Origin of the sequence: Paenibacillus sp. GD4, from assembly GCF_030846225.1 — a bacterium.
In the GTDB taxonomy this organism is placed as follows: Bacteria; Bacillota; Bacilli; order Paenibacillales; family NBRC-103111; genus Paenibacillus_G; species Paenibacillus_G silviterrae.
This window is the reverse complement of the sequence record NZ_JAVCYK010000002.1, coordinates 144,504-166,282: the sequence shown is the minus strand read 5'-3', so window position 1 is coordinate 166,282 and position 21,779 is coordinate 144,504. Positions and strand designations below refer to the sequence as shown.

Annotated in this window: 15 protein-coding genes and 1 pseudogene; 4 read left to right on the top strand and 12 right to left on the bottom strand. The window is 53.4% G+C overall.

Annotated features, from left to right (window positions below; translation table 11 throughout):
- Positions 1 to 109: 109 nt before the first annotated feature.
- The 4 genes from RAC89_RS24055 to RAC89_RS24040 form a co-directional block, all read right to left on the bottom strand.
- Positions 110 to 2,434 carry a helix-turn-helix domain-containing protein gene (locus tag RAC89_RS24055; RefSeq protein ID WP_306616284.1) on the bottom strand — a complete coding sequence of 775 codons (2,325 nt, stop codon included), beginning with the start codon at positions 2,432 to 2,434 and terminating at the stop codon, positions 110 to 112.
- Positions 2,435 to 2,598: 164 nt separating this feature from the next.
- Entirely contained in the window at positions 2,599 to 4,101 is a 1,503-nt protein-coding gene (locus RAC89_RS24050; protein WP_306616283.1) for an extracellular solute-binding protein, read from the bottom strand.
- 36 nt (positions 4,102 to 4,137) lie between these two features.
- Positions 4,138 to 5,010 (bottom strand): carbohydrate ABC transporter permease, encoded by an 873-nt coding sequence (locus RAC89_RS24045; RefSeq protein WP_306616282.1) that lies wholly within the window; start codon positions 5,008 to 5,010, stop codon positions 4,138 to 4,140.
- Positions 5,011 to 5,042: 32 nt separating this feature from the next.
- On the bottom strand, positions 5,043 to 5,993 hold the full coding sequence (locus RAC89_RS24040) for an ABC transporter permease (protein ID WP_372516739.1): 951 nt from the start codon (positions 5,991 to 5,993) through the stop codon (positions 5,043 to 5,045).
- Between the two features lie 301 nt (positions 5,994 to 6,294).
- On the opposite strand from RAC89_RS24040, the gene RAC89_RS24035 reads away from it, so the two are divergent.
- Positions 6,295 to 8,142 (top strand): heparinase II/III family protein, encoded by a 1,848-nt coding sequence (locus RAC89_RS24035; protein WP_306616281.1) that lies wholly within the window; start codon positions 6,295 to 6,297, stop codon positions 8,140 to 8,142.
- Positions 8,143 to 8,180: 38 nt separating this feature from the next.
- Here RAC89_RS24035 and RAC89_RS24030 read toward each other — a convergent pair whose 3' ends face one another.
- The 5 genes from RAC89_RS24030 to RAC89_RS24010 form a co-directional block, all read right to left on the bottom strand.
- Positions 8,181 to 9,656: a protein adenylyltransferase SelO gene (locus RAC89_RS24030; RefSeq protein WP_306617749.1), complete on the bottom strand. Its 1,476-nt coding sequence runs from the start codon at positions 9,654 to 9,656 to the stop codon at positions 8,181 to 8,183.
- A gap of 112 nt (positions 9,657 to 9,768) precedes the next feature.
- Entirely contained in the window at positions 9,769 to 10,776 is a 1,008-nt protein-coding gene (locus RAC89_RS24025; protein WP_306616280.1) for a hypothetical protein, read from the bottom strand.
- 19 nt (positions 10,777 to 10,795) lie between these two features.
- Positions 10,796 to 11,569 carry an RNA polymerase sigma factor gene (locus tag RAC89_RS24020; RefSeq protein WP_306616279.1) on the bottom strand — a complete coding sequence of 258 codons (774 nt, stop codon included), beginning with the start codon at positions 11,567 to 11,569 and terminating at the stop codon, positions 10,796 to 10,798.
- Between the two features lie 57 nt (positions 11,570 to 11,626).
- On the bottom strand, positions 11,627 to 14,503 hold the full coding sequence (gene uvrA / locus RAC89_RS24015) for an excinuclease ABC subunit UvrA (RefSeq protein ID WP_306616278.1): 2,877 nt from the start codon (positions 14,501 to 14,503) through the stop codon (positions 11,627 to 11,629).
- Positions 14,503 to 15,468, bottom strand: a complete 966-nt coding sequence (locus RAC89_RS24010) for a hypothetical protein (RefSeq protein ID WP_306616277.1) — start codon at positions 15,466 to 15,468, stop codon at positions 14,503 to 14,505. The genes uvrA and RAC89_RS24010 overlap by 1 nt, the downstream gene beginning before the upstream one ends.
- Before the next feature lie 116 nt (positions 15,469 to 15,584).
- On the opposite strand from RAC89_RS24010, the pseudogene RAC89_RS24005 reads away from it, so the two are divergent.
- Positions 15,585 to 15,905, top strand: a pseudogene (locus tag RAC89_RS24005) (N-acetyltransferase family protein); the annotation flags it as partial.
- Here the strand turns inward: RAC89_RS24005 and aroC are convergent.
- Complete coding sequence (aroC, locus tag RAC89_RS24000) at positions 15,902 to 16,957, bottom strand: chorismate synthase (RefSeq protein WP_306616276.1); 1,056 nt, start codon at positions 16,955 to 16,957, stop codon at positions 15,902 to 15,904. The pseudogene RAC89_RS24005 and the gene aroC sit on opposite strands and share 4 nt — an antisense overlap.
- A 21-nt stretch (positions 16,958 to 16,978) precedes the next feature.
- Positions 16,979 to 18,325, bottom strand: a complete 1,347-nt coding sequence (gene aroA / locus RAC89_RS23995) for a 3-phosphoshikimate 1-carboxyvinyltransferase (protein ID WP_306616275.1) — start codon at positions 18,323 to 18,325, stop codon at positions 16,979 to 16,981.
- 109 nt (positions 18,326 to 18,434) lie between these two features.
- Between aroA and RAC89_RS23990 the strand changes: the two genes are divergently transcribed.
- Positions 18,435 to 19,325, top strand: coding sequence for a LysR family transcriptional regulator (locus tag RAC89_RS23990; protein WP_306616274.1), 891 nt, complete (start codon positions 18,435 to 18,437; stop codon positions 19,323 to 19,325).
- Positions 19,326 to 19,330: 5 nt separating this feature from the next.
- Here RAC89_RS23990 and RAC89_RS23985 read toward each other — a convergent pair whose 3' ends face one another.
- Entirely contained in the window at positions 19,331 to 20,218 is an 888-nt protein-coding gene (locus tag RAC89_RS23985; RefSeq protein ID WP_306616273.1) for a helix-turn-helix domain-containing protein, read from the bottom strand.
- A 136-nt stretch (positions 20,219 to 20,354) separates the two neighbouring features.
- On the opposite strand from RAC89_RS23985, the gene RAC89_RS23980 reads away from it, so the two are divergent.
- The gene (locus RAC89_RS23980; protein ID WP_306616272.1) at positions 20,355 to 21,716 is read left to right on the top strand and encodes a sulfatase family protein; all 1,362 of its coding nucleotides are present in this window, start codon (positions 20,355 to 20,357) and stop codon (positions 21,714 to 21,716) included.
- Positions 21,717 to 21,779 lie beyond the last annotated feature (63 nt).

The window sequence follows — 21,779 nt, the reverse complement described above, 5'->3', positions numbered from 1 at the left end:
GAGAATTGGTGCAATGCCTGCAATAAAGTCTAAGTACCCGGACGCCGCGGCTAACCGTCAGGAATGACAGTTGGCCGTGACGCTGCTGACGGCAGGTGGACGGCTATGACTAGTTCGGCATCTCTTCTCTGCTCACAGCACGCGACCGGTACTCCCCCGGTGTGATGCCGCAGCTGCGCTTGAACATCCGAATAAAGTTTTGCGCATTGTTGTAACAAAGCTTCTCGGCGATATCCGAAATCTTCATATCCGTGGTGCGGAGCAGCTCCTTGGCCCGGTCGATGCGATAAGCGATAATATAATCGGTTAGGGTCATGCCCATTTCTTCTTTGAACATAGCACTGAATTGGGAATTCGGGAGGGAAACGAGCTCGGCCAGCATCGGCTGGGACAGCTCTTCATCATAATGCTCATGAATGTACTGAAGTACGCGGTCCATGGTAGTCCGCTGTCTTCTGTTACGGTGCTCATGTACGTGGGATATGAGGGCCGGATATATTTCTTTGGTAAGCCAGCACACGATGGAGGCATGGGTTTTGATTTTGGCCAGCCGTTGATACGGATTGAAATCAAACAGCTTCGGTCCTCCCTCGGGGTCCAGCTCGAATAAGGTTTTGAGCGAGGTTGCAATCAACTGGATGTACGATTGATGAATATGGTCATACGAAGCTTGGCGGGCCCTTGCGCTAAGGACGGCGGCAAAATCCGCAACCCCCTGGACCACCTGCTCTTCATGGCACAGCTTAATTCCGTTAATAATCATCTGCTCTTGCTCCGACGGGTAACTGACGCTATTCGCTTCAGGCAGGACGGAGCCGATATAAATTACCCTGCCGCTTCCCTCCACCAGCTGGAATTGCAGCGCCTCCAGCGCTTCCTTATTCGAGCGGCTGATGAATTCCAGCCCTTCGTAGCTATACCCGATTCCAATGGTTACTGTAACCCTCAGCAGCCGCTCTGCCACGCTTTGCATTTCCTCGGCAATTTGAAATACGAGCTTTTGCCGGTCATGAGCGTCCCCGGGACCATGATTCAGGATGACGGCTATATGATCCGACGGACTTTGAAAGGCAACGCCGTTCGTATATCTGCCCATAATTTCCTTCGCGATATTCATTGCCGCATAGAGAAACAGATGGAGATCCTGCTCCGTCTGCCCCCGCAGGTTGTCCAGCTCAATGGATAGCACGGTATAATACGGATGCGGTATATCAATGCCGTAATATGCCAGCTTATCGGCAATTTCCTTCTCCTTCATCGGTTCAGTAAGCAGCCGGTGGAGAAAATTGGTGCGAAGGATCGGCATGGAATCGGCAATTTGCTGCTCTAGGGCATGATTCGAGCGGTGCAGCAAATCGACGTAGTATCGGATCACCCCAATTTCGTTCAGCTTGGAGAGAGATTGCGGCAGCTCCCCCCTCGCCTGCTTAATCGTCTCTACAACGCTGTAGATTAGACGGAAGAAGCTTCCCGACAACACCGCCGCCGCTGCAAGACTGATCCCGATCAGCACAGCCCCGAGCCCCAGCGTGGTCTGCTTGATCCAATTGAACCGGGAAGTTAAATCATGGACCGGCAGCAGTGAGATGTATTTCCACTCGTTATAGGGTGATTTTCTGTAATTCAGCAGAAGCTCTTGTCCGCCGATCGTTTCCGTGTACGTATGCTCCTCTTGTTCGGATTGCAAGAGCCGATCGATCACCGGATTCTGTACACTCAGATCGATCAGGCTTTTGTTCCAATCGGATATATAATTTCCGCTGGAGGTGACAATCAACATCTCCCCGTTCATTCCAACCTTCGTATGGGCGAAAATATCAAAAAAAGCCCGGTCGTTCAGCTCGACGATCAAATATCCGAGCGGTTTGTCCATGTTCACGGGCAGCTTTCGAACAAAGGTGACAATATTGGAGCCGCCTCTTGTAATGGTGGACGCCGATTTGCGGTCCAGCCAGAAATAAGGCCTCGGGTCCGTTTGGATTTTCTCAAGCACATCCCTCGGAAGCCGATCCGTTGTCGTTATCCCTTGGCTCGGGCTCATCATCAGATTTTGATCCTTCATATATAAATAAACGGCATTCGCATCATCAATAAGCCCTTCCATAGAGGAGAGCACAGTCATCACATCGCGGAATTGCTCCCCGTTCTCATAGGGGTTCGGGAGGGTCAAGTAGTGCAGGAGCATCGGATTAAACGCATGCTGCAGCACAGCCTTATCCAAGCCGACCAGCTTCTCGTCGATACGCTGCTGTACCTGCTTCACCGTTTCCCGGTTTGCCTTCCCCACCTCATCAAATAGGGAGTACTCGGCAATCATATACGTAACGCTTCCCAGAATAATGACAGGCACGATGGACAGCAGCGAGGCGGCAATGAGGATTTTGAGGCGCATCGAGCCTCTCGACCACATATCTCCGAATATACGCAGCAGCAAACCCAGTCCCCTCCTTACCTGACAAGCTGAAAGCGCTTCATACATAAAGTATACGCTTCACCTCTTCCGATTCCTTCCCGAAAAAAGAAAATGAAGCCACGGTCCTAGGGGTTCGACAAGAAGTGCCGAGGCTCCCAGGGATAGTGGCTTCCTTTTGTAACGGATTACTTTTGCTTTTTGAACCACTCATTGGTTTCTTTGGTGATTTGCGCTCCGCCCTTATCAAGCCATTCCTTCGTAAATTTATCGAAATCCTCCAGCGGTGCTTTGCCCATCACAATCTTCACAAAGGTTTCGTCCTTCAGCTTATTCAAATCGCTTTGCTTCTCCACGGAAGTCGGCGCTACGAAGGACAAGGCAGGATTCTTGATCCCGAGCTTGGCGACAAAATCAAGGTTATCCTTCTGTGCCTTCTGCACCGCCTCCGGAGCGGTCAGAACCACGTAGCTGTAAGGATCGTACGGGTTATGCGGAATCAAGTTGTCCACGCCGTCCGCTTTGTATTTGTCCGCGTTCAGTTTAGGCTTGCCGTTCTCCATCGTATGATGCACTCCTTCGACGCCATAACGCTTCATCTTGTAGGCTTCATCCCCGGCCTGCCAATCGAGAACTTGCATCAGCCGCTTCGCCTTTTCCTTATCCGTCTTGGCCGGGATCAGCCATTGTCCGAAGAAGCCGGACGTCTCGCCGTAGCCGGATTTGCCGCTTGGCCCTGTCGGTGGCGCGATCATAATAAGATTCGCCTTCGGATCGATTTTGCCGAGATTCTCCACATAACGGGCATAATCGCTCGTCTGTCCGCCGATCAGGATTCCCGCCTTGCCGCCCTCCAGCTTCTCCCATACCTGCGTGTTTTTCAGCACAGCGAAGTCCTTATCAAGCCCGCCATCGGCATACAGCCTCCGCAGCCATTCGAGAGCTTGCTTCCTGCCCGGTGTAATGACATCGTTCATTAAGGAGCCGTCCTCCATCTTGCGCCAGCCGCTGCCGGTGTCAAACGCCATGAAGAGAGCGTCCAAGTGGCTGAGATTCTCGCCCATCGCTATGCCGAAGGTATCGTTTTTCCCGTTCTTGTCGGGGTCGTTGTTCGTGAAAGCGAGCGCCGTTTTATAGAGGTCATCTACGGTCTTCGGTACAGGCAGCCCCAGATTATCGAGCCAATCCTTACGAATCATCACCGCGGAGCGGTTCAATGCGCGTGTTCTGGGTACGCTGTACAGCTTCCCTTCGATCTTCACATTATCGAAAATGTCCTGCGGCGTTTTCATAATGTTCGGCGATGCTTTGATCAGGTCATCCAACGGGAGAAAGGCGCCTTGATTTACATACTTGACCAGCTCCGGGTCCGGATAGTTGGTCCACAGGATCAAATCCGGCATGTCTCCGGAGGCTAGCGTTACCTTCAGCTTATCGTTATAGCTGTTGTTGGGAACGGCAATGGGCTCGTATTCGATATTGAACTTATCCTCGATCAGCTTCCACGCCTCCGTTTTTTGCGGCGGCTCGGCATAGAGCGGATACATCATGCTGACTTTGATCCGCTTGCTTGAATCCGCTCCGCCGCTGCCTGTTCCGGCACCGGGGGCATCCCCTCCGCTGCAACCCGCTGCCGCTGCCGCCAGCAGCAATGCCGTCATCGAAACGGCTGCTCCTTTTCTGTTAACCATACCGTCGACCTCCTTATTTTTCATCAATTGATGCTGCTACCCTTTGACGGAGCCAAGTAGAACTCCTTTGGCAAAATGCTTTTGCAAGAACGGATACACAAACAGGATAGGGACGGTTGCCACGATAATAGCCGCCATCTTTATGGTTGTAGGGATGATCTTCAGCTCTCCCATCGCCACCTCGAACTCCTGCGTGGAGCCTTCGATGATCATCTGCCGCAGCACCACCTGAATCGGCCAAAGGCTGGATTTGGTCACGTACATGATGGCTGCGAAGAACTGGTTCCAATGCCCTACGGCATAAAACAGCGTAAAGGTTGCCAATGCCGGAAGAGAGAGCGGAAGCACGATGCGGGACAGCACGCCAAGATTTTTACAGCCGTCGATACGTGCCGCCTCTTCCAGCTCCTCGGGGATGCTCTGAAAAAAATTTTTCAGGATAATCAGGTTAAAGGCACTAATGGCTCCGGGAATAATCAGCGCCCACAGCGTGTTGATCAATCCGGTGCCCTTCACGACCATGTATGTGGGAATCATCCCTCCGCTGAAAAGAATCGAGAAGACAACAAGAAACAGGATGACCTCGCGGCCCTTGAGTCTCTTCTTCGCAAGCGGGTAGGCCATGAACACGGTAAACAGCAGATTGGTCAAGGTGCCGAGCACCGTGATGAACACGGTCGTATAAAGGGAGCGCACAAAGTGCGTGTTGCCGAATATCGTTTGGTAAGCATCCCAGGTTACCTTCTCCGGCCACAGGATCACGCCGCCGCGCAGCACCTGCTGCAAAGGAGCGAGCGATGTCGCCATTATATATAAGAAGGGAAACAGCGTGATCAGCGAAAACAAAGCCAAGATCAGCACATTCGCCGTATCGAACAATCGGCTTCCGAAGGATGGTTTATAATGCATGTGAAGCCAGCTCCTTTCCCATCGACCCGGGCTTAGTAAACGCCCTCTTCGCCGAATTTTTTGGTTAGCCAGTTCGCTCCCATGACCAGCACCAGGCCGATCAGAGACTTGAACAAGCCGACAGCCGTCGTATAGCTGAATTTGCCGCCGATCAAGCCTTCGCGGTATACATACGTTTCGAACACATCCCCTACGCTAGTGACCGTTGAATTCAGCATAAGGAAAATATGCTCGAAGCCGACATCGAGAATGTTGCCGAGGCGCAAGATCAGCAGAATGAAAATCGTGCTTCGGATGGCGGGAAGCGTAATATGCCACAGCTGCCTCCATCGCCCTGCACCGTCCACAATTGCTGCTTCATAGAGCTGCGTATCCACTCCAGACAGTGCCGCGAGAAAAATGATAGTGCCCCAGCCGGCTTCCTTCCAAATGCTCTGAGAAACAATCAGTCCTCGGAAATACTCGGGCGTCGTCAGGAAAGCAACCTCTTCTCCGCCCATCGATTTGATCATTTCATTCGCAAGACCGCCTTGGGTCCCGAGGAGCAGGTACGTCATCCCGGCCACGACAACCCACGAAATAAAATGCGGCAAATAGATGATGGTTTGCACGGTTCGCTTATAAATCTGATTCTTCAGCTCATTAAGAAGCAATGCCATGATGATCGGTGCCGGAAAGAAGAAGAGCAGATTATAAAAGCTGATCAGCAGCGTATTTCGGAAAATCTGCCAAAATTTATCGTAGGTAAACAGTGTGACGAAATGCTTCATTCCCACCCATTCGCTCCCCAGAATTCCTCGGAAGGGGGAATAATCCTGAAATGCAATCACGATGCCCCACATAGGGATGTACTTATACACCAGGAAGTAGAGAAGACCCGGCAGCAGCAGCAAGTACAAATCCCAATCCATGAATATGCCGCTTCGTCTCTTTCGCTTGGTACGGACAGCCGTTACTTCCAGCTCCGCCGCTTCAAGACTCATGCTCTGCCACGCTCCTTTATTTTGGAATGCTTGCCTCGTGGAATTGATTATATTTGGAAGTTGTGGAAATGGATATAATCATTTCAATTGAGAATAGAACGCTTACATTTTCACCTGCTGGCTCAGTGCTCATTTCAGATGATCATTCGAAATTCCTTTCAGCTATGGGCTTTTGTGCCGTAATCAGTTCAAAAGATTATTCCCGTTCTTGGGGGAAGGACTTACAATGGAGAGGTAATTCATTTCCAATAGAAAAGGCAGGGTGATGTCGGTGCTGCACGAAGATTACCCCCAAGAACGATTGCGCGGAATCCTACGGAGTCAAGAGAAATTTCGCCCGGTCCCCCAAGCGAACGAAAGGGAATACTGGGACGCTCTCCCTGAGGCTGTGAAGTCGGAATGGGTGACCAGAGGCCAGGCGCGCTTCGATTACGGTTGGCCCCCGCTGCTCGCCTCACGCTACATGGATTTTGTGAAGAACGGGAACCGAAGCCGCTTCGAGGAGGTGTATTTCGATCGAAGGATAGCGCTTGCCGAGCTTGTGCTCGCCGAATGCGTGGAAGGTCAGGGGCGGTTCATGGAACAAATCGTCAACGGCGTCTGGCTGATTTGCGAAGAATCCAATTGGGTCGTACCTGCACACATGAGCATCTCTCTGCTAAGCCGTGGGTTCGCTCTGCCGGATGTGGATGATGCGGTCATCGACCTGTTCTCCGCGGAGACTGCATCGTTGTTGTCATGGACGCTATACCTGCTGTCTCCCGCGCTGGACGAGGCTTGTCCTATGCTAGGGCGCCGAATCGGGCGTGAACTCGAGCGCAGAATGCTGAACCCGTTCCTGGAACGGGACGACTTCTGGTGGATGGGCTTCCAGGACCGCAAAGTGAATAATTGGAATCCGTGGATACTTTCCAATGTCATCGCTTCCTTCTTATTGATGGAATCGGATGAAGTACGCCGGGCGTCGGCTATACATAAAGCTCTTCGCAGTCTGGAAGCTTTCTTGGCCGTTTACCATCCCGACGGAGGCTGTGACGAAGGACCCGGCTACTGGGGACATGCGGGAGCTTCCTTGTTCGATTGTCTGGATCTGCTCTACACTGCCACGGACGGTCAAATGAACTTTTTCCGGCTGCCGCTTGTGCAGGCTATCGGAAGATATATTGCCAAGGTCCATATTGACGGGGATTGGTTCGTGAACTTCGCCGACGGGGATGCCCGATTGCGCATATACGGGGATGTGGTGTACCGGTACGGAAAACGCATCGAGGATCCCGGTATGCAGTCACTGGGTGCGTATGCCTTTCAACGGCGCGGCTGGAAAGAGCAGAAGTTTGCTCCGCTGCTACGCATTGTGCCAAGCCTTTCCTTGTACACCGAGCTCACGACACATAAGGAAGTCCCGGCCTATCCAAGAGACGTGTGGATGGACGGGATCGAGGTGTTCGCCGCGCGGGAGCGGGAGGGCTCGGCCCAAGGCCTCTATCTTGCCGCCAAGGGCGGGCACAATGACGAGAGCCACAATCACAACGATGTCGGACACTTTATCGTCTATGCCGACGGCAAGCCCATGCTGATTGATGTCGGAGTAGAGAATTATACCTCCAAAACCTTCAGTCCGCGACGATACGAAATTTGGACGATGCAATCCGCCTTCCATTCATTGCCTACCGTTGGGGGAATACAACAAGCGGCAGGCAAGGCGTATCGGGCGAGGGATGTCCACTATGCCGCTGACGACAGCTTCGCCGAGCTTCGTATGGAGCTTGCCGGGGCTTATCCTGAGGAGGCCGGAATCGAACAGTGGATAAGAACCTTCCGTTTGAACCGCGGCGAGGGCTCGCCCGCTGAGGTGTCGGTGTCGGATCGATTCATGCTGAAGCATCCTGTATCCGAGCTTATGCTAAGCCTTATAAGCTTGCATGCTCCGTCTGCGGCCGAAGGGAAGCTCCTTGTACGTGACCCCTCCTCCGGTACGGGGGTGGAGCTGGATTACGACGAGGATCAACTGTCCGCCGTGGTAGAGGAGATTCCTTTAACCGATAGTCGCGTACGTTCGGTTTGGGGAGATCAGCTGTATCGCATAGTACTCAAGGCGAACAATGCGGTACAGCAAGGAGAGTGGAAGCTGCGGATCCGGCAGCTATAACAGAGAAGGCTGCCCTTAAACAGGCAGCCTTCTCCTGATCATGTACCGCAGTACGTTCTATAGGGACGCGCCGAAGGGGCAGGCAGTGCAGTGTACTCCTCCTGCTCGGGAGAATAAGCGTACGGACACCGTAGAATTTCGAGCAGGCTCTTCATAACGCTTAGATCTCCATCGTTCTCTGCCGCTTCCAACGCGGCTTCTACCCGGTGATTGCGAGGGATGACGGCAGGATTGCTGCGCTTCATAAGCTGCTGCGAAGCTTCTTTGGACCCCTGCTGTCTGCCTCGTCTTGCCTCCCATTGCCCGTGCCAGGAGGCAAATTCAGGGGAATCCCATAAAACCGTATCCTCCTGCTTCTCCATCGTGAGGGCACGGAACGTATTCGTGTAATCGGCACCGTACTTCTGCATCGTACGAAGCAGCTCTTCCACCAGCACCTCATCCTCAGCCTCCGTATCCAAAAGCCCCAGCTTTGCCCTCATCCCCGTGAGCCAATGGCTGCGGAACTGCTCGGAGAATGCGGAAAGAGCTTGCTGGGCCAACTCGATGGCCTGCTCCTCGTTCTCATGCAGCAGCGGCAAGAGTGACTCTGCGAATCTCGTGAGATTCCAAGCGGCAATAGGCGGCTGGTTGCCGTAGGCATAACGTCCGGAGGAGTCGATCGAACTGAATACCGTTGCCGGATCATAAGCATCCATGAAGGCACATGGCCCATAATCGATGGTTTCCCCGCTGATAGCCATGTTGTCGGTGTTCATCACTCCGTGGATGAAGCCGACGAGCTGCCACTTGGCAATAAGCGCGGCCTGACGACGGATTACCTGCTCGAGCAAGCTAAGGTAGCGATTTGCATCTGCAGCTGCTTCCGGATAATGCCTTTGGATCGTGTAATCCGCCAAAGCCCGAAGATCTTCGGTCTCCCCCCAATTCGCGGCGTATTGAAACGTGCCCACCCTCAGATGGCTTGACGCCACGCGAGTAAGGACGGCACCCGGAAGACCGGTTTCGCGATTCACAATTTGACCGGTCGATACCACCGCCAGACTCCGGGTAGTAGGAATGCCGAGCGCATGCATGGCTTCGCTAATGATATATTCACGCAGCATCGGACCTAGTGCAGCCCTGCCGTCGCCGCCGCGGGAATAGGGCGTTCTTCCCGAGCCCTTGAGCTGAATATCAAACCGTTCCTGCTGTGGCGTGATTTGCTCCCCCAGCAGCAAAGCGCGTCCGTCCCCCAGCATGTTAAAATAACCGAACTGATGCCCCGCATACGCTTGAGCAAGGGGCGAGGCCCCTTCGGGAACCTGATTGCCGGCAAATACGGTAACCCCATCTTCCCCTTGCAGCGCCTTTACGTCCAAGCCTAAGGATGCAGCAAGCGGCTCGTTAAGGATAACCAGCTTCGGTGAAGGAACAGGCGTCGGGCTCTGACTGGAATAAAATAACTCAGGCAGCCGGGCGTAGCTATTGTCGAAGCTCCAGCCCGCTCCTTGTTTGCTGTTTTTCTCTGTCATCGTATCTCCCATTTCATTCGGCTTCTGCTCTATCGGATTCGTTTTATTGTTTACTTCTTCCAATTCATTATACCCGAATCCTTCACGATGATGCTATCCGAATAGCTATGGGCTACTTAATCCAGGTTTCCGACCAATAGGCTTTCATAAAGGACAGCAGACGCTCCAGCATCTCAATTCCTAATGTCTCGGCTTCCTTGGCCGTCCGAAGCAGCTGGGCAGCGCGATCCGCCGCAGCGGGATCATCCGGCTGTCCTCCCTGCGGAAAGGGGAACATCTGCCTCAGTTCAACCATCGTCGCGGCTGCCTTGGCATAATGTACCGCCGCTTCTCCGGCTAATTTCCGTACCGTACGCTCCACGACATTCTCCCCGCTCCAACGTATCGTAAGCTCATGCAGGAACTGTGCCGCATATTCGCGGGCATCGCTGACCACGGCAATATTATAGGCGTTGCCGAAAGGATCAGCCGCCCGCCTCTCCATACAGTCAATCCAGGCATCATAACCTTCAAGTCCGATATGGTACTTTCCTTTAAAAATATGCTGCCATTCCCTTCCCCTTGCATGATCGACGATCATATCAAGGGCCATGCGCAGAATCTCATATTTGGAATGAGGGAGGCTTTCGCTGATCGTCGTTACCCAGAGCATGTTTCTCTTTTCAACAAAATCAAAGTACGTGACCGTCCCTTCCTTCGATACATCCTTCGCATGGAACAGCTGCCTGTCGTCATCATAACCGTATATCAAACCAAATTCCGGAATGAAAAGATCGAAGGCAATGGCGGGAATACCCTTATCGATCGATTCTTGAATCAGGGCCATCACCTGCTCCACCTTCTCCGGCGAATAAGGCTTCGTAGTATCCGACAGATTGCTGATAAAGCCTAAATTACATAGATTTCGGCGAACCAAATACCCCCCGGGAAACATGGTAGGGCCCGCAACATCAATGTGGTCGGGGTCGATATTGATCCGAAACGCATGGCCGGTAATCCCCATCACGTCAACCAAGGAATAATGCTTCTTATCGGTATAGGCGACGGCTCCGTGAATGGCGGCTGCGGCGCTCGTCCAGGTTTTCGTCCAATCCTTTACGCTGCTTTGGACTTCTGCCATATACTAACTCCTTTCTTCATTAGATTGAGGGGCAGGACAAAATGTTAACCCGCTTTCGCCCCGTCTCCGCTCGTTTCTGAACATACCCGCTGATCGTTACGCGAATTCGTTCCCTCTGCACCTTTGCTCTCGACCTCGATAACAGGTTATATACATTCGCCGTAGACGTGTCGAACAGCTGCGCTATGTCGACAGGGGACAGCTCGCCGAAGAAATGAGCTTCAAAGATTTGCCTCTCCCGCTTACTGAGACAGTGCAGCAGTGCATGAATTTGCTCCATCAGTTCTCTTCGAAGATCACTCTGTGCAGGGTCGCCGTTTCTTGTGACTTCCTCTGCTGCCGATCGGGACATCCGAAACAGAATGCGGTCGAGATCTCCCCAATCCGTCTCACCGCCGGCATCCTCTGAACGGCTGGATCGGGGGTTTAAGGAGGTGAACGGCTGTTCTTTGCGAAAAGGACCGCCGCGGCGAAGCTTCATATAGGCCTGATTGCGAATGATCGTGTGAAGCCACGGCAGAAACCGCCGGGTATCCGCCAAAGTTCCCAAATGTAAAAATGCCCGAATTAGTGCATCCTGAACGATATCCTCCGCCAAAAAGGCGTCCCGCGCGATCGTATTCGCCCAGCCGTAGGCCTGTGCCCGATGAGCCCGCACCAGCTCGCCGAAAGCTTCCTGATCCCCGCTCCGCGCACGTTCAACCAGCTCCCGATCCGCTTCCGAGCTTGCTTTATTGAGGATCGCGGCTTTTCCGCCTAATCCGGTCTTGCCTATACCTTCTACCGTCAGCAATAGCCGCCCTCCTTCCCCCTTACTTACCGGATGCCATTGGTCAAAGAAATCTATCAACTAGAGAAGCTCGCGCAAAAACTTTCCTGTCAACGAACCTTTCGAACGTGCTACTTCCTCCGGCGTGCCGCAGGCGACGACCCTGCCTCCGTTCTTCCCTCCCTCGGGTCCCATATCGATCACGTAGTCCGCTACCTTGATCATATCCAAATGATGTTCGATCACCACAACCGAATGCCCGGCCTCCACCAGCTTTTGAATACAATCAATCAGCTTCTGAATATCGCGCAAATGCAAGCCTGTCGTGGGCTCGTCAAGGATGTACAGGTTGTGGGAGCCCCGTTTTATTTTACTTAGCTCCGTTGCAAGCTTAATACGCTGCGCTTCTCCGCCCGAAAGCGTTGTCGAGGATTGACCCAGCCTCAAGTATCCGAGACCTAGTTCATTCAATACTCGGAGCTTGTGCTGAATGTAGGGCTGATGCTCAAAAAATTCGACCGCTTCCTCGATACTCATCTCCAGCACCTGAGCGATGTGACGATCCTTGATGCGAACCTCCAGCACTTCTTCGTTGAACCTCGCCCCTTGGCATGCCGGACAAACGGATTCGATATCAGGCATGAACTGCAGCTGCGTCGTTACTACTCCCTCGCCTTGGCAGTGCTCGCAGCGTCCGCCGTTCTTTTGATTGAAGCTGAAATCATTCTTCGTCAGCCCCTTGCCCTCATCGACGGCGGCGGCGGCAAACAGCTCGCGGATCTTATCGAAGAAGCCGACATACGTCGCCGGATTCGAGCGGGTGCTGCGCCCGATCGGTGACTGGTCTATGGTCACGATCCCGGTCAAGTGCTCGTGCCCCAGCAGGGCATCGTGTTCCCCCGGGACAATGCGGGCATCGTGAAAATGGGCATAAAGCTGCTTGCTCATGACCTCGTTAATGAGCGTGCTTTTGCCTGAACCGGAAACCCCGGTGATGCAGACAAGAGCTCCGAGAGGGATGTCCACGTCCACATTGCGCAAATTATTGGCTCGGGCGCCGCGAATAGATAACACGGAGCCGTTCGAAGACCGGCGAACCGGAGGAATCTCAATACGGCTGCTTCCCTTAAGGAAGGAGCCTGTAACCGACTCGGGATGGACCCTTAGCTCCTCCGCCGAACCCTCGGCAATGATTCTTCCGCCGCGGGTTCCCGGACCTGGCCCCACTTCGATAATATGATCGGCGCTGCAGATCGTATCGATATCGTGCTCCACCACGATGATCGTGTTCCCGATATCTCGCAGCTTCTTCAGAGTATCGATAATCCGGATGCTGTCCCTTGCGTGGAGCCCGATGCTGGGCTCATCCAATACATATAACATTCCCATGAGCCCTGAGCTGATCTGTGTCGAAAGCCGGATGCGCTGCGCTTCGCCGCCGGATATCGTATCCGAGCGCCGTCCCAAGCTCAAATAATCGAGCCCGATATCCAGCAGCAGCGTAAGCCGGGAAACGATCTCGGCGATAATCTGCCGACCGACATGCGCCTTAGCGGGCATCAGCTCCGCACGATTCAGGAACGGGTATAGCTCTTGAAGCGAAAGCTCACAAAGCTCGTGAATATCCGCTCCGCCCACCTTGACTCGAAACCGCTGGGGCTTCAGCTTCTTGCCTTCGCAGTCGGGACACGTATGCTCCACCATCACGCGTTTGTAGAACTCCTCCTCGCTTGGGGATGAAGCCTTGCGCTTCAAATACAGCTTATACCACCGGTTGGTTATGCCCACGAAGCCGCCGAAGCTCATCAGCTTTCCGGCGTGCCGCGATTGTGTCTTCGATGCCGCCTCCTCCGGAAGGAAGGGGAACTTCTCCCCCTTCGTGCCGTAGAACAGCAGTTGACGCGCCGATTCCGGAAGCTCATGGAACGGCGCATCGAGATCGATGCCGTAATGCTTCGCCATACTTCGTACCAGCGACCAAATCCAAGTGGAGGGATTGCTCGTATTAATCAGCTTCGGATCTATCGCGCCTTTGTTGATGGACTTGTTCCCGTTCTTCAATAAGAACCGCGCCTCCGCCCGCATGAACGTGCCGATGCCGCCACAGGTACGGCAAGCGCTGTCCGGATCGTTAAAGGAAAAATAGTTCGGCTGCAGCTCCCCCATCGTTAAATGATGCTCGGGACAAGCGAAGCCGTTATAGAATTTCTCGATGTTAGCTTCCGCCCCGTTAGGATGACCGACGATTTCAAAGCGAATGTAGCCTTCTCCAATGAGCTTCAGACTGTTCTCAATCGTCTTAGTGAGCGGCTTGAATACATCGCGGCCCACGATCACCTTATCAACCACAACTTCCATTCGGTAGTCCGCTTCCTCATCCAGCTCGACCGGATCGCCGAGACTATGGCGTACTCCGTCGATATTGACCGTTCGAAAGCCTTTTCCCCGTATTTCATCAAATGTCGTTTCATAGGTTTCGCCGAATATTTTAAAAATCGGAGCCAGTACCTCCAGCACGGTCCCATCAGGAAGCTGCTGGATTCGATCGATCATCTGGGCAGCCGAACGGATAGGCACAGGATGGTCGCAAAACGGGCAGCTCGCTTCCCCCGCCGAGGCAAACAGGAGCCGAAGGAAATCATAAATATCCGTCATCGTCCCTACCGTCGAGCGGGGATTGACGATCCCTTTTTTCTGCTCGATTGCAATGACCGGGGACAAACCGAAGACAAAATCGACGTCCGGCTTCTTCAGCTGCGTCATGCGGCTCTTCGAGAAGTTGGAGAGAGATTCAAGAAATTTCCGCTGTCCCTCTCCGTAGATCACCTCAAACGCCAATGAGGATTTGCCCGAGCCGCTGACCCCGGTAATAACCGTTAGTTTATCTCGAGGAATATTGACATCAATATTTTGCAAATTGTTCTGTCTTGCGCCGCGTACTTCAATGTACTGCTTCATTAGCTCCCCATCAGCTCCCAATCCGTATCTTCTTCGCTTTCGAAGGCATAAGCCGGCTCCGTCAAGGCTACCCGGCTCTTCGGCGTAGCCTTCGTCTCCGCCTCCGCCTTCATCAAGAGGCCGCGTTCCGCCAGCCAATCGCAAGCCGTCGTCACTGACCCTGCATCGATCTCAATAACGACCCGAAACTTGTCCACGAGCTCCGTAACCGTACGGATATCCTTCTCTTCCTTGAGGTACGTTACAATCGGCTCAAACAGCTGCTCCGCCTTGTCATTCAAATAGTCATTGATTTTTTGCAAGGCCGACTCAACCTTCGCTTCGCTTATTTCCCCACGGATCATCTCTGTGTAGATAGCTCGGAAAAATTCAGGATGATAGCCCAGCGCCTGATGAACCGCCTCCCGCATCGGTACATCGGCGTGCAGTAACACCTCGATTTGCGACAAGATGTCGACCATCTTTATAATCCAGAACGCGCTGTAAGAGTCATCCCGTTTGACATAGAGCCACTTCTCCGCCTTCGCCAGCATACTGAGGGTATGGCTTCCCAATCGAAGCAGCTGCAGCTGCCGGTCCCGGCTCCCTACGTACCGAATTCGCTCAAAGTAGTCTGCAATCGAAGCATCCTTCGTGAACAATAATGTGCTGCGCACCAGCATGGAATGGTGAAATGACCCCGCTATCGCACGCTCTACCCAGCGTTTGAACTCATTGCGCGTCAGGATGCCGGTATTCATCGGAACCTCATCTTCAACGAAGCACTTGTAGCCGACACCCAGCTTCTGGTCATGGACGATGAGCTTCAGGTCAATGTCCGATTTTTCCCAAACTTGATCATAAGATAAGCTGCCTAGAAGAATCGCAGCTATCACTTGGTCGTCTTGCTCTACCTTTTTGACGAACGCTTGCAGCGCTTGACGAAAGCGTGCTGTCGTATGCTCTTGATCGAAACCGCTTACCATAACATCCCTCCATAGGCTTAGATGCCATAAATCGGATGAATCTATCGTTCAATGTGGTATATTTATCCATTATTTTTAATGTAACATACATACAACTCCTTGTGAACATGAATCAAGCTCATGAACGTATTGTCGGGTTTTCACGGCGTGAAGGAGATCAGCTGAAGAGACTCGCTCATAAGGTGGGATTCGGAGTAGGCGTATTGCGGGATTGTTGGGAATATGGCATAGGGGAGCAGCATTTACAGCAATCGATAGCTTGGGCTGAAGAGACAGGGCTGAAAAAAATGACCTTACGGGTTCTGGAAACGAACCGTAAGGCCATCGAACTGTACACGTCTCTTGGCTTTGAAGTCGAAGGCGTACTGAAATACGACAAGCTGCTCTCCGACGGCCATTACTACAGCACCATTGTTATGGGGAGAGTCAAGCCTTAGCCTAGCATCGCTGCCTGCCGTTTATACTGATCCTCCAGCACAAGACAGGCCATCGCCTCAACAACAGGCACAATACGCGGGCATATGCACGGATCGTGTCTGCCTATCGTACGAATCTCCTGCTCATCACCTTGAACGTTGACCGTCCTTTGCGGAACGGAGATCGACGAAGTCGGCTTCACAGCGATCCGGAACACGATGTCCTGCCCTGTGCTGATCCCGCCTAGAATGCCTCCCGCATGATTGGTCATGAAGCCTTCCGCGCACATCCCGTCGTTATGCTCGCTTCCGAGCATCCCGGCGGCGGAGAAGCCGGCACCGAACTCAATGCCTTTTACCGCGCCTATAGACAACATCGCCTTAGCCAGCTCTGCATCCAGCTTATCGAATACGGGCTCGCCCAGCCCCGGAGCCACACCTCGGATACGGCATTCCACAATGCCTCCGCAGCTGTCGCCCGCCTCAGCTAGCTGCTCCACCTTCTCGATCATCCTTACCGCTGCCTCGGGGTCACAAGCACGGACAGCATTTCGCTCGATCGCCTGCTCATCGAAGGATTGGCATGCAATCCCGCCTAGCTCTTGGGTATATGCCAGCACATGTACCCCCCTTCGAGCAAGCAGCTTACGGGCAATAGCTCCGCCCGCAACCCGGCCGGCGGTCTCCCTTCCGGAGGCCCTCCCGCTTCCCCGGTGATCGCGAATGCCGTATTTTTGCAGATACGTATAATCTGCATGCCCCGGACGAAAGGCGTGTTGAATCTCACTGTAAGCTTCCGGTCTCATATCTTGGTTATACAGCATGACCATAAGCGGTGTACCTGTGGTCTTACCCTCGAACACTCCCGACAGTATGTGAACCCGGTCATATTCCTTGCGCGGAGAGGTCACCGAGGATTGTCCCGGCTTTCTCCTGTCCATTTGAACCTGTACGTCCGCTTCACAGAGATCGACGCCTGGGGTGACTCCGTCCACAATGACTCCGACGGCCTCGCCGTGGGATTCCCCGAAGGTCGTTATTTGAAACAGCTCTCCGAACGTATTTCCTGCCATAAGGCTTCCTCCTTAGCATCTTTATTCTATTCCTATCCCCAAAGCGGCCAATCGTTCAAAATAATCCGGGCAGGTCTTCGATACACAGCCCGGGTCCATGAGGCGGATTCCCTCGCTTCTAGCACCGATGAGCGATAGCGCCATGGCCATCCGGTGATCATCATGGGTTTCTAGTACCGCCGCTTTCGGCTGACCGGGGTACACCGTCAATCCATCCATTCGCTCCTCGACCCGGATGCCGAGCTTCCGAAGCTCGGCACAAACGGCGGAAATGCGATCGCATTCATGGTGCCGGATATGAGCCGCGTCGGTCATTGTAATGGGCGCATCCGCAAATACAGCCATAGCAGCAATCGTAAGCGTCTGATCGGACCAGGCTTTCATACTTACGGTGAATCCGCCTTTCAATTGCCTCGTTCCCGTAACCTCCACGAAATCATCGCCTCGAACGACGTAGCAGCCCATCCGCTCCAGCACCTTCAGTATTTCGATATCCGGCTGGCTTGTTGCTGCGGCACATATGCCTTCGATTCGAATACGGCCTTCTGTTATCGCGGCTAATGCCCAGAAGTAGCAGCATGCGGACACATCCGGCTCCAACCGAATGGAATGTGCCTGGTATTTGCCTGCCGGGACGCTTATAGCCTGACCGTTATCGATTACCTTGGGGCAAATACCGAACAATCGCATCATAGATAATGTCATGTCCACATAATCGCGCTGAACTACCTCGCCATTGATGCGAATCGTCAGCGGGCTTGCCGCGTATGGTGCGGCTATCAGCAAACCGCTGATAAACTGACTGGAGGTCGCGCCCGGCAGCGCGGCCTCTCCTCCTCGAAGCCCCCGTGCCTCCAAGGTGAACGGCACGCTTCGGTCCGCTTCTCCGCTTCGAATGCTTGCACCCAGATCCGACAGCGCGCTCAGCAGCGGCGCCAGCGGCCTCTCGCCCATCCGTTTGCTGCCTGTGACGGTCCAGCAACCGTGATCGGAGGTGGCTAACGCCCCAGGCAGAAAGCGTGCTACCGTGCCTGCCGCGCCTACGTAGAGCTCGCCGGAGCGAACCGGCCAAGCGCCGCCGCAGCCTGTTACGTAGGCCGTCTCTCCTGCCATGGATACGTTCACACCAAGCTTGGTTAAACAATCCAAGCACCAATAGGAATCGTCGCTTCGTAAGATCCCTTCAAGCCGGGAGGTGCCCTCGGCAAGCGCTGCTATAATCAGAGCCCGATTGGTCAGGCTTTTGCTGCCGGATAAAGTTATTGTGCCTGCTACCGCAGCCTTAGGAGGATGGATGGTTATCATCGGTTTCTCATGATTCATGGACCACGGGGACCGCGATTCCAGATCCGGGTTGTGCTGTTCCATTTGCTATCACCTCTCCATTGATCGGTTAACTTAACCCGATTATAATAAGAGCAATGAAATAAGTGAAATCGCAATTTTCGAATAAACCCATAGAGAGGTTCTATAACATATGATGAATCTGGAGTGGTATCGCATTTTTTTACAAACGGCTCGGCATGGGAATTTAACGAAGGCAGCCCAGGAGCTGCACATTACCCAGCCCTCCGTGAGTTATGCGTTAAAGCAGATGGAAGAAGCGCTCGGGTTGAAGCTGTTTTACAGACTATCCAAGGGGGTTGAGCTGACACAGGAGGGGCGGTCGCTGCTGGTTTACGTAGAGCAATCCTTCTCTCTGCTCGATGCCGCCCAGAAGCATGTGCAGGAGCTTAAGCAGCTGACGGAGGGTGAGCTTCGGATTGGTGCAAGCGAATCCCTGATCAAGCATCTTCTGCTGCCGAAGCTAGATTTATTTCACCGCATGCATCCGGGGGTTCGTATCCGGTTATCTCACGGAAAGTCGCCGGAGCTTGCCCAGCGTTTACGGGAAGGCAAGATCGATTGTGCTTTAGTTCATCTGCCTTTGGAGGATTCCTTATTGGAGATACGACCATTAGCAAAGCTGGAGGAATGCTTCGTAGTTGGGGAGGCTTATAAGGAACTTGCGGGGCGTCCGTTAACATCGAAAGAGCTGGTGGAGCTCCCGCTGCTTCTTCTCTCTTCAGGGAGCAGTACGAGGAGCTTTGTTGAGCAATGGTTCGGATCAAGAGGCTTGGCGGTTAAACCGGATTTCGAACTCGGGAGCATCGATTTATTGGTAGAATTCGCAATACGCGGGTATGGCGCCGCTTTCATCACCCGCTCCTTCGTCGAAGAGGAGCTTCGCAGCAAAGCACTCTTCGCACTTCAGCTGGAGGAAGCCTTTCCCCCCCGCTGCATCGGCTTCGCGGTACGCCGAGACGTCCGGCTATCCCTGGCAGCGGAGCGGTTCGCTAGTATGCTGTTCCCCGAGGCTGCAAGCTGAGCAAGCTACCCTTCCCACGCTCCTAACCTTTTACGATACGCTGCTGGGGTCACGCCTTCGCGCTTCCGGAACATTTGGACGAAGTGACTAAGATCCTCGAAGCCCGTCAGCTCGGCAATGGAGGCTAAGGAAAGTCCGCTTGCGGCTAGAAGCTCCTTGGCCTTCTCGATGCGGGTCTGAAGGATATATTGATGCGGTGACATACCCATGACCTGCCGAAACACCGCGCGCATATGTCCTTCACTTAGAGCCGCCTGCCTCGCCAGTTCATCCGCCTGCAGCTTGCGGGCATAATTTCTTCGGATATACGTACAGATGTCGCTGACTCTTCGGTCGATAACGGGGTTCGGCGTGGTCATATAGGGAAGCATGGCTTGCGTCATCAGGGAAAGCCACATTTTGAGCTTGCTCTCCCAGGCCAGTGCAAAGCCGGCGTGTGCAGCGGAGACGAAGGTTTCCGCCCCCTCAGAGAGGATTTGCCGGAACATGGGGGCCTCCTCCTTCAGCTTATGCCAAATGCGGGTTAATTCCCGTGGCTCATGCCGGGGAAACGCCTGCATGGCAATGGGAATGCCGTATCGCTCCGTCCAATCGAGGCCTCCCGCGATCGCTTGAATCCCCATGGACAAATAATGAATCGGTGCCTTATCCTGTCTTCCATATGTTGTAGAAATGTTCGTGTTCGTCGGCAAGGCTACCAGCATACCGGGCTTCAGCTCGTGCTGCTCGCCGGAAGCAATGAGGAGCCGGCTCCCTTCAATGATGTACCAGAACGTTGTAACGGGTATCCTATAGTCGGTAAAATTCCAATCTGCCTCTCTTTGCCACTCAAAAACAAAATAAAAGGTCACGTCGTACTCGCCGGTTGCCCTGCGATACAGCTGATGGTCCACGGCTGTTCCCCCGAATCGCACAATCTTCGTTTTCTTATATTATACCGTCGTTTATCCTCTAATCAAATTGCCAATGATCATTATAATTTATTATATATCTTCGGAATACGATATGATCCTTGAGGAGTGGTAGCGGATGGCGATGAAAGAGAACGAACGTCCAAATGTGATAGTATTTTTCACCGATCAGCAGCGCTGGGATACGACGGGAGTGCACGGCAACCCGCTCGGGTTGACACCGAATTTTGACAGAATGGCACAGGAAGGAACGCATTTGTACAACTCCTTCACATGTCAGCCGGTATGCGGCCCTGCACGCTCCTGTCTCCAAACGGGAATGTATGCTACAACAACGGGCTGTTACCGTAACAACATTCCGCTTCCTCATGAGAAGCGTACTTTAGCTCATTATTTTAAAGATGCGGGTTATGAAACGGGCTATATCGGTAAGTGGCATCTTTCGCAGCATGAGCCTGTTCCCGTGGAGGACCGCGGCGGCTACGAGTATTGGCTGGCGGCCAACGTCCTTGAATTCTCCTCCGATGCGTATAATACCGTGCTTTACGATAACGACTGCCAAGAGGTGAAGCTGCCGGGCTATCGTGTGGATGCGCAGACGGATGCGGCCATTCGGTATATCGATCGGCATCAGCAGGATCCGTTCTTCCTCTTCCTATCGTATATTGAACCGCACCACCAGAATCATCGGGACAATTACCCGGCGCCCGACGGGTACGAGAGAATGTATACGGACCGGTGGACACCGCCTGATCTGAAGGCGTTAGTCGGTACGGCGCCTCAGCACCTGGGTGGTTATTATGGGATGGTCAAGCGGTTGGACGAAGCGCTGGGACGCCTGATGGATGCACTGAAGAGTCTGGACCTGACGAGAAAAACGATCATCCTCTTCACGTCCGATCACGGCTGCCATTTCAAAACCCGCAACGGCGAATATAAACGCAGTGCCCATGACAGCTCCATTCGGACCCCTACGGCGATCTACGGTCCAGGCTTTATGCAGGGCGGACAGCTGCGGCAGCTGGTCAGCTTGGTGGACCTCCCTCCGACGCTGCTGGATGCAGCCGGCATCCCCGTTCCTTCCGAAATGCAGGGACGTTCCATTATGCCGCTTGTCAGGAGACAATCCGGGGAATGGCCTGAGGAGGTTCTGGTACAAATCAGCGAATCTCAGGTGGGTCGAGCGATTCGAACCGACCGCTGGAAGTATAGCGTCACTGCGCCGCAGCTTCACGGCTGGAGCGATTCCGCTTCCGAGCATTATGTCGAGGATTTGTTGTACGATCTCGAGTCGGATCCATATGAGCTCGTCAACCTGATTGGGCTTGAATCATATCGAAGCGTGGCTGACGATTTGAAGCGAAGACTGATTTCCCGTTTGGTTGAGATCGGTGAACCAGAACCGGTTATCGCATCGGCAGAATCTAGACCGGGAGGCCAACGCAGGGTATCGATCGAGGAAATTCGCGTAAAATTATAGAAAGATGGGGCCGGGTCGAATGGGTAAGGAACCCAGCCTAGCCCCACACGATGCCATCCTAAA

Bases quoted from the DNA above. Each gene is read 5' to 3' on its own strand.
- RAC89_RS24050 (WP_306616283.1), bottom strand. From the start codon at position 4,101: ATGGTTAACAGAAAAGGAGCAGCCGTTTCGATGACGGCATTGCTGCTG.
- RAC89_RS24045 (WP_306616282.1), bottom strand. From the start codon at position 5,010: ATGCATTATAAACCATCCTTCGGAAGCCGATTGTTCGATACGGCGAAT.
- RAC89_RS24040 (WP_372516739.1), bottom strand. From the start codon at position 5,993: ATGAGTCTTGAAGCGGCGGAGCTGGAAGTAACGGCTGTCCGTACCAAG.
- RAC89_RS24030 (WP_306617749.1), bottom strand. From the start codon at position 9,656: ATGACAGAGAAAAACAGCAAACAAGGAGCGGGCTGGAGCTTCGACAAT.
- RAC89_RS24025 (WP_306616280.1), bottom strand. From the start codon at position 10,776: ATGGCAGAAGTCCAAAGCAGCGTAAAGGATTGGACGAAAACCTGGACG.
- uvrA (WP_306616278.1), bottom strand. From the start codon at position 14,503: ATGAAGCAGTACATTGAAGTACGCGGCGCAAGACAGAACAATTTGCAA.
- RAC89_RS24010 (WP_306616277.1), bottom strand. From the start codon at position 15,468: ATGGTAAGCGGTTTCGATCAAGAGCATACGACAGCACGCTTTCGTCAA.
- aroC (WP_306616276.1), bottom strand. From the start codon at position 16,957: ATGGCAGGAAATACGTTCGGAGAGCTGTTTCAAATAACGACCTTCGGG.
- aroA (WP_306616275.1), bottom strand. From the start codon at position 18,325: ATGGAACAGCACAACCCGGATCTGGAATCGCGGTCCCCGTGGTCCATG.
- RAC89_RS23990 (WP_306616274.1), top strand. From the start codon at position 18,435: ATGATGAATCTGGAGTGGTATCGCATTTTTTTACAAACGGCTCGGCAT.
- RAC89_RS23980 (WP_306616272.1), top strand. From the start codon at position 20,355: ATGGCGATGAAAGAGAACGAACGTCCAAATGTGATAGTATTTTTCACC.